Annotated in this window: 8 protein-coding genes; all 8 read left to right on the forward strand. The window is 39.5% G+C overall.

Annotated features, from left to right (window positions below):
* The first annotated feature begins 542 nt into the window (after window positions 1-542).
* Genes BLR27_RS18115 through BLR27_RS18150 form a run of 8 tightly spaced genes read left to right on the forward strand, consistent with a single transcriptional unit; the run spans window position 543 to window position 6,134 of the window.
* Complete coding sequence (locus BLR27_RS18115; protein WP_090707271.1) at window positions 543-1,280, forward strand: SDR family NAD(P)-dependent oxidoreductase; 738 nt, start codon at window positions 543-545, stop codon at window positions 1,278-1,280.
* A complete protein-coding gene (locus BLR27_RS18120) occupies window positions 1,277-1,831 on the forward strand; it encodes a hypothetical protein (protein WP_090707272.1) in 555 nt (184 codons plus the stop codon). The genes BLR27_RS18115 and BLR27_RS18120 overlap by 4 nt, the downstream gene beginning before the upstream one ends.
* Before the next feature lie 12 nt (window positions 1,832-1,843).
* Window positions 1,844-2,104, forward strand: coding sequence for an acyl carrier protein (locus BLR27_RS18125; protein ID WP_090707274.1), 261 nt, complete (start codon window positions 1,844-1,846; stop codon window positions 2,102-2,104).
* Window positions 2,105-2,106: 2 nt separating this feature from the next.
* The gene (locus tag BLR27_RS18130) at window positions 2,107-3,456 is read left to right on the forward strand and encodes a beta-ketoacyl-[acyl-carrier-protein] synthase family protein (RefSeq protein WP_090707275.1); all 1,350 of its coding nucleotides are present in this window, start codon (window positions 2,107-2,109) and stop codon (window positions 3,454-3,456) included.
* The gene (locus BLR27_RS18135) at window positions 3,456-4,268 is read left to right on the forward strand and encodes an enoyl-ACP reductase FabI (protein WP_090707277.1); all 813 of its coding nucleotides are present in this window, start codon (window positions 3,456-3,458) and stop codon (window positions 4,266-4,268) included. Before BLR27_RS18130 ends, BLR27_RS18135 begins: the two co-directional genes overlap by 1 nt.
* Complete coding sequence (locus tag BLR27_RS18140) at window positions 4,255-4,659, forward strand: holo-ACP synthase (RefSeq protein WP_090707278.1); 405 nt, start codon at window positions 4,255-4,257, stop codon at window positions 4,657-4,659. Before BLR27_RS18135 ends, BLR27_RS18140 begins: the two co-directional genes overlap by 14 nt.
* Window positions 4,660-5,481, forward strand: coding sequence for an alpha/beta hydrolase (locus tag BLR27_RS18145; protein ID WP_090707280.1), 822 nt, complete (start codon window positions 4,660-4,662; stop codon window positions 5,479-5,481).
* Window positions 5,478-6,134 (forward strand): 1-acyl-sn-glycerol-3-phosphate acyltransferase, encoded by a 657-nt coding sequence (locus BLR27_RS18150; protein ID WP_090707281.1) that lies wholly within the window; start codon window positions 5,478-5,480, stop codon window positions 6,132-6,134. The genes BLR27_RS18145 and BLR27_RS18150 overlap by 4 nt, the downstream gene beginning before the upstream one ends.
* Window positions 6,135-6,347: the final 213 nt, after the last annotated feature.

A 6,347-nucleotide genomic window follows, 5' to 3' on the forward strand; every position in this document is an offset into this window, starting at 1 on the left:
ATGGGGATATATTAGATCATATTGATGATGTTTTTTATAAGATCAATGAGTTTATTGAGGAATTTGAGAAGGACCACCCCCTTTAATTCCCCCGCTCCAATGGAGTCCCACGGACCAGCGGTGGATACTGGGTGGCTAAGAAAAATTTGATATAAACTATATGTCTAAGTATTAAACTATAATTTCTTTATCCGTCATGCTGTCCACCGCTAGGGGAGTGTTGGCTTGAGCGCTGGAGGGGGTGGTTTTTGGGTACTTTGGGTAGATTTGAGCACAAGTTTAACCTCATATTCACACCAAATACAATTTTTAACACCTTCTGAAGGTTTCCGGCATTCAAAGAATCTCAGACTGACCCATTGACGAAAACAGGAAGTATGTACTAAGAAAATTCATACATCTTTAAAGCCCCTTCATGATCATTTTCAATTTATTCAGTTTAGCCCTCAATAATTATATTTCTGGTTTACCTCAGGCAATTCTAAAAATTGTCTGTTCTTTAAATTTTGTGCAAATTTGTTTGAATACCTAATCAGATAAATTTGAATAATAAAACTAAACCTACTAGGAAAGTATTAATTACAGGTGCGGGAAGAGGTATAGGACTGGCTATTGCCCAAAAGCTATCTGAGGAGTACACCCTCATTCTGCATGCATCCCAAGAAGGTAATCTTCAGTCGGTAGGGGAAGGTAACTATGCATTATATGCCGATTTTTCTGATCCTGTTCAGGTTTCTGATTTCTGCAAAAAGCTCAAGCAGGAGCATGGAGATTCTCTGTATGCAGTGATTAATAATGCAGGTGTAGCTATTGATAAATCACTGATTTTTCAGCCGGAACGGGATATCGACAAGATGTTGAATGTTAACCTGAAGGCTCCTATAATGATATGTAAAACAGCAATGAAACTGTTTACTCTCAAAAAGGAAGGAGTTATAATTAATATCAGCTCATGCGTTGGTCAGACGGGGAATGCCTTTCAATCAGTTTATGCAGCCACTAAAGCGGGTTTGGTTGCCCTTTCCAAATCATTGGCACAGGAGGCAGCTGCATTGAGTGAGGAGCATAGAATCAGGGTTTTGAGTGTATCACCTGGTTTGATTCAATCAGAAATGACAGATAAAATTCCTCCGCAGATGCTGAATCAGGTTCTGCAACTGGTTCCAGCCAAAAGAATAGGTAAGCCATCAGAAGTTGCAGAGCTAATATCCTTCCTCCTTTCAGATAAGGCTTCTTACATTAACAGTTCAAATATTGAGGTCGACGGAGGCTTAAGATGAAGATAATAAAAGATAGTCTGGTAGGAGTTGCTCCCCGGGATCTCCTGATTAATTATGGTCCAACTAAGTTGCTTGTCGATAATTATCACTGGCATTCACCCAATATTGGTCTTGTAGCTAGTTATACACCTAAAAGCAGGGACGTAGAAGACCATTTTGGCGTGTTCAGAGGAGTTGACCAGATAGAATCATTTGCCCAGGCGATTACAGGCTCAGGTGCAGCTTTTTTGGAATGTAAAAAACATGGAGTAGACCCTAAAGATGCGAATGATATTTTTCTATACCTCTTCATCAGTATCGGACAAATATATTATCATAGTTATTTGCAGGAAGGCGAAACATTTATTTCAATTGGTCATATCAAGTTTTACAAATTCCGGCAAATGGTTACGGACGGCAGGATTTATAAAGTGCCAAAGGGCATTGATCTGGATGAATATTTTAGTGATTTCACAGAGGAGCGCCTAGTTGCATATGATCTTAGTCCTGATTTTACCTTAGTTACTGAATTATTTGATATTACAGGCAGAGCAATCAAGATAAAAAAATAAAGAATATTGTATATGGAAAGACAAGACATTATTGATGGGTTGGTAGAAATTTTAAGAACGGTTAGAATGGTAGATCAAGCGAAACTGGAATCAGTGACGGAAGAAACAGATTTCATTGCAGATTTAAATACCCCTTCTACCGAGATGATAAATATTGTATCCAAAATTGAACAAAAATTTGAAGTGGAGTTTGATGACGATGATATTGACGATATGGGAAGCAAAGTGAAAGATGCTGTAGATCTCATAATCAAAGTGAAGCAGAGAAGCTGATTATGAAAGTTAAGGGCAGGAAAGTTGCTATTGTAGGTATGGGAGGTACTTTCCCCAACTGTACAGATATTGCTGATTTCAATCATAAGTTATTCGACAATCAAAGTTTGATCCGGGAATGGGATCAGGCTCTTGCATATGGTAAGAACCTTCGTTCTTCGGTATCAGGATTTATTACTGAGGCAGAAGCAGGCCTGGAGATGGTGCCATCTGCAATTTATGAGAAGCTTCCCGAAATCTATATCGACAAACTGAACAGAGTACCGGACAAGAATCTTGCAACAGCTGATGTGGGTAGTATATGGGCCATGATCAATACGCTGGATGCTATAAAAATGGCAGGCTGGTCAAAAGAGGAGACCGAGTCTGAGCAAACAGCTGTTATTATGGCCTCAGGTGGTCCGGGCAGCAGTATTTTAAGAGCCGGGTGGGATCTTTTTTTTCAGCTTGGCGCCAAGTCCCGGCATGGTGGCCCTCATATAGTTGATCGCACCATGAGTTATCGGGAAGTGGCAAATGTTTCCTGTCTCATAAAGAATAAAGGTATCTCAGAATCAATTATATCTGCTTGTGCAACAGGTCTTGGAAATATTGGACATGCTTACAGATTGATCAGCTATGGTATACAGGACCGTGCAATAACGGGTGGTGTGGAAGCAACCTCAATTGAGGCATTTGCCGGCTTTGATGGCATGATGATCCTGAGCAGAGGATTCAGTCCGGAAGAAAGCTCAAGACCCTTTGATAAAGACAGAAATGGCTTTGTTTGTTCATTTGGTTCAGGAATTGTGGCACTTGAAGAATATGAAATGGCTAAGGCAAGAGGAGCAAAAATTCTTGCAGTAATTGATGGCTATTTTAATAATTCAGATGGCGATGGAGATATGTTTTATCCATCCTTTGAGGGACAAAAGAGGTTATGGAAGGGATTGCTGTCAGAAACCGGAATTAGGCCAGACGTAGTTAAAGTTCATGGCACTTCAACACCATCCGGTGATTCAATAGAGCTTTTCGGAGTGGTTTCCACCCTGGGAGAAAGCGGATACCATATCAGTGCGCCTAAATCTCAGTATGGACATATGCTTGGAGCTGCGGGAGCGGTAGAGCTGATTTCATCTATTCTCATGCTTGAAAATCAAAAAGTTCTTCCTTGTCTGAATGCTGTAAACCTTAATCCTGAGCTGGAAAGATTTCAATCTAACCCTGAATGGACAGGAACTATGAAGCCTATGGAAGCTTACCGGGATTTGATCCCACAAAAAAGCTTTTCTAAAGAGATCAATCACATTACCTGTTTGAATTATGGTTTCGGAGGTACAAACAGCTCTATTTCTATTTCAAAAGATTATTAATGATCAATAATAAAGATAAAGTAGCAATAGTTTTTGGCGTCAGGAATGATAGCTCTATAGCCTGGAATGTGGCCTTAAAGCTCCATATGTCAGGATCTAAGGTAGCATTGAGCTATGTGGAAGACACGAAGGATGAGGTACTGGCCCTGATGGAGAAAAACAGCATGGACAGTAATTATGCTGCACAGGTGGATGTGAGATCCTCAGAGCAAATAGATGAATTTCTCAACAAGGTTTACAATGGGCTTGGGCCGATAAACTATATTTTGCATGGTGTTGCTTTTGGAAACCAGAATGTGTTATGTTATACTATTCCGGGCAGTTCTGAAGCTAAGCCATCTTATTTAGATATTCCATTTGAAGATCTGATGGATTCATTTAATATCAGCGCCTATTCTTTGCTAAGGATCTGCAGATCGGCAAAGGATCTGTTGTCAGATAATGCCTCCATTTTAACATTAACTTATAACGCCTCCAGACGAGTATTCCCGGGTTATGCAGGGATGGGAATCAACAAAGCTGCCTTAGAGAATATTGTGCTTTACCTTGCTGATCATTTCCGCGGACAGAATATCAGGGTTAATGCTGTGTCTGCGGGTTTGGTTATGACTACATCCTCAGGAGCTATCAGTGGTGTTCGAAAGTTGAGAAAGTTCGGAAAATTGCTTGCCCCTCTTGGAAATGTTTCTGCAGATGATGTTGGGAATGCAGCACTTTATTACTTCTCTGATCTGTCTGCAAAAGTGACGGGTAACTTACATTTTGTAGATGGAGGATTCAATATTATGGGAGTGCCAAATGATGAAGAATGACATTTTGAATATCCCGGATGGATTAATCATACAGGGTCATACCCATGTGGGAAATGATCTTGTTTTCATTCCTGATTTTCAGAAATCGCTAACAGAAGATTTTAAAAGAAAAGTTTATACTTCAAATGAGTTGGCATATTGTGAGCGTTTCGATGATTCGATTATTCGCTATGCCTCAACCTGGGCTGCAAAGGAAGCAGTCTATAAAGCTTTAAAGCAATTTGATCCCTCTGCTATCTCATGGAAAAAGATTGAAATATCCAGGGAAAAGATTGCCGGGAAGCCGGCAGCGATCATCCACGGACAAAAATTAAATTATACCATTAGTTTATCCATTTCCCATGATGGCGAATATGCATGGGCTATTGCACTTTTAATGCCTGGAATATAAATGACGAGCCATTATTTTGAAAATTCACTCGTAAAGCTTCATTACTATAAATATGGGAGTGGTCCGAATGCGATGTTATGTTTTCATGGCTATGGAATGCATGGAAAGCAGTTCAGGATCATGGAAGCTCAGCTTGGTTCAAAATATACTTTTTATGGGTTTGACCTTTTTTTTCATAAGGAGACAAAGCTTGTGGATCAAAGCCTTGATCACATCAAAAGGGGCATCAGCAAAAAGGAACTGGCCGGACTTTTTACACAGTTTTGTGCGCATGAAAATATCGAAAAATTTTCTGTGATCGGATATTCAATGGGGACACATTATGCCACGATCATGGCAGAAGAGTTGGCCCATAGAATCAATGAGTATATCGTTGCAGCTCCCTCCGCATTTAAGCCTGGAGTGCTGGTCCGTTTTTTCAGTACCAATAAGTTTGGAAATAAGATCCTGGAAAAGCTGGCATTTAGTGATAAGGCAATTCTGCATTTTCTTAGTTTTTATCGCAAACTGAACCTGATCGATTCGAAAAATCATGAAATACTCCTCAAAGAGATTGGTACCAGGGAGCTCAGATTTAATTTTTATGCCTCACTTACCTATCTTCGTTTTCTGGATCTTGATTCCAGGCGATTGGAGCAGGAGCTGCTGCAGCATCAGGTAAAAAGCATATTTGTGTTTGGTAAACGGGATAAAATGTATCCGGAAAGAATCGGTAAATTTTTAATACCAAAACTGAAATCAGCAGAAGTGATCTTATTAGATGAAAATCATGATCTGATCAATAAGAACTTTGCAGATAAATTATCAGCGATCTTAATATGATTATCAAGGCCAAGCCACTTCCAGCCAGATGGCTCTATTGGGGCATTATCCTTATCGTAAAATTTGCGAGGAGAAGGTTTAATAAGATGGTCATCTACCCAATTGATATTAAGCCCAATCATTCCTATTTGTTAATGTGTAATCATTTTAGTTTCTGGGATGGTGTAATTGCCGCTTATTTAGGCTTTAATGCGATTTATACAAAGGATAATATTAAATGCACCTATATAATGGTGTTAAAAAAGCAATTGCAAAAGAACAACTGGCTTAGGTATTTTGGTGCTTTCTCCATTTCACCTTATGGCCGTTCTGTCAATGAAAGTTTGGATTATGCCGCAGAAATATTATCGGTCCCTGGTAATATATTACTTTTCTTCCCTCAGGGCAATCTGGAGTCGAGTCATGTCAGAGAAATTGTTTTTAAAGAAGGACTTTCACAGATCATACCTCAAATCAAAGGCGACTGTCAGCTGATCTGGAGCAGCAATATTCCCGAATATTTTGAAAGCCTGAAGCCTTCCATTTACTTCAATATGCTCGATTGCGGAACCAACCACAATTTCAACCTGGAAGAGTTAAAAGCAAAGGTCAATGATCATCACCGTAAATCGATCAGGAAGAATTTCAGGTTTACAGAAGAGGCAGATCTATGATCTTTCCAAACGATTAATTATTAATTCTTAGAATGATTTGGGCGTTTTAACACGCTGTCCGCTGTATCGCACACTGTCCGTAGAGTTAAGCGCAGCGTCTCCTATGTTTACAAAGCTTTCCTATGTTTACAAAGCTTTAAATTTATACTATTAAAGTGAAAAGGAATGAGAGCACAATAGCGGCTAAATAGCTCAGGAAGTATATTGTCGTAG

Source organism: Daejeonella rubra (assembly GCF_900103545.1).
GTDB classification, from domain to species: Bacteria; Bacteroidota; Bacteroidia; order Sphingobacteriales; family Sphingobacteriaceae; genus Daejeonella; species Daejeonella rubra.

Coding starts and splice junctions, on each gene's coding strand:
- BLR27_RS18130 (WP_090707275.1), top strand. CDS start 2,107: ATGAAAGTTAAGGGCAGGAAAGTTGCTATTGTAGGTATGGGAGGTACT.
- BLR27_RS18125 (WP_090707274.1), top strand. CDS start 1,844: ATGGAAAGACAAGACATTATTGATGGGTTGGTAGAAATTTTAAGAACG.
- BLR27_RS18120 (WP_090707272.1), top strand. CDS start 1,277: ATGAAGATAATAAAAGATAGTCTGGTAGGAGTTGCTCCCCGGGATCTC.
- BLR27_RS18135 (WP_090707277.1), top strand. CDS start 3,456: ATGATCAATAATAAAGATAAAGTAGCAATAGTTTTTGGCGTCAGGAAT.
- BLR27_RS18145 (WP_090707280.1), top strand. CDS start 4,660: ATGACGAGCCATTATTTTGAAAATTCACTCGTAAAGCTTCATTACTAT.
- BLR27_RS18150 (WP_090707281.1), top strand. CDS start 5,478: ATGATTATCAAGGCCAAGCCACTTCCAGCCAGATGGCTCTATTGGGGC.
- BLR27_RS18140 (WP_090707278.1), top strand. CDS start 4,255: ATGATGAAGAATGACATTTTGAATATCCCGGATGGATTAATCATACAG.